This window comes from Microcoleus sp. OTE_8_concoct_300, from assembly GCF_031383065.1.
In the GTDB taxonomy this organism is placed as follows: Bacteria; Cyanobacteriota; Cyanobacteriia; order Cyanobacteriales; family Microcoleaceae; genus Microcoleus.
Genome location: NZ_JANMZH010000708.1, coordinates 1 through 1,196, shown reverse-complemented (window position 1 = coordinate 1,196; position 1,196 = coordinate 1). Strand labels below are relative to the sequence as shown.

General features: G+C 44.9%; 2 protein-coding genes and 1 pseudogene. All 3 read right to left on the bottom strand.

Translation table 11 applies throughout. The features are described from left to right. Window positions 1-243, bottom strand: a 243-nt coding sequence (locus ACUVJL_RS31735) for an adenosylhomocysteinase (RefSeq protein ID WP_445249463.1), incomplete at its 3' end; no start/stop codon positions are given. Between the two features lie 203 nt (window positions 244-446). After that, window positions 447-728: pseudogene (locus ACUVJL_RS31730) on the bottom strand (DedA family protein); the annotation flags it as partial. A 12-nt stretch (window positions 729-740) separates the two neighbouring features. After that, window positions 741-1,052, bottom strand: a complete 312-nt coding sequence (locus ACUVJL_RS31725) for a DedA family protein (RefSeq protein ID WP_445249462.1) — start codon at window positions 1,050-1,052, stop codon at window positions 741-743. Between the last annotated feature and the right edge of the window lie 144 nt (window positions 1,053-1,196).

Sequence of the window (1,196 nt, the reverse complement as noted above, 5' to 3'; positions counted from 1 at the left end):
GATCAGTACAGCATCTGCGCCGCCCATTTTTAGGGCGATCGCCAAATGGGCTGTTTCTGTGGTTACGTGGCAACAAGCTGAAATTCGGATGCCTGCGAAGGGCTTTTCTTTAGCGAAGCGTTCTTGAATTTGGCGCAACACCGGCATTTCCCGGCCGGCCCACTCGATGCGTTGCTTTCCCAAGGGGGCGAGGGATAAGTCTTTGACTTCGTGTTTGATCTGAACTGATGTTGCAGCAACCATTTATCTTGTTTCTCAGAAATCATTGAACTTTATTAGTTTTACCAGATTAACCTATCGAGCTGCAAGTTCCCGGATTTGACTCGATCGGGCAAAACTTGGGCGATCTGAATTTTTGATGGTGTTCGATCGACTAATCAAGCGCTTTCGGTGTTCTTGTCATGACTCGCCCTGGCTTGAATTTTTCCAAATCGCACTCCTCGCGCTCAATCTTTTTTGCTGTCGCGGCGTTCTAGAATTATATGAATAATAGAAGGCACAAAAGAAATTACAATTATCCCCAAAACAATCGGCAATAAATACTTGTCAACATCAGGAATTACCCGTCCCAAATAATAACCCATCAGCGTGATGCCAAACGTCCACAAAAACCCGCCAATTAGGTTATAAAACATAAAAGTTTTGTATTTTATTGCCGCCACCCCCGCAACAATCGGCGCTGCATTGCGGACAAGTGGCATGAATCGCGCCATGACAACTGCTTTTTGACCGTGTTTTTCCTAGAAGTTTTCGGTTTTTTCTAAATAGGATTTTTTGAACAGCCGCGAATCTTCTTTGTGAAACAAGCGGCGGCCCCAGCGGTGTCCCGTTGCATAGCCCACATTGTCGCCCGCTACTGCACAGACTAAAGCCCCAAAAATTAGCGTCCAAATGTTAAGACTATTCGGTTGAGAGGCGACGAATCCGGCCGTAAACAGCAAGCTGTCCCCAGGGAGGAAAAAACCGACCATCAATCCAGATTCTGCGAACACAATAGCCCAAACTCCTAAATAACCGAAAGTTTTAATCAGTTGTGGCAAATCAAAATTCATGTTTCTGTTTTTCCTATGGCTTAACCGATCCGTACAAAAATGATGGTATCACGGAGGGGATTATTGGTTAAATGTAACATAAAATGGAAATAGCCCGGGGAGTTAGTAATTGTTTATTTGTTTGACCACTCTTGTCGCCTGCAC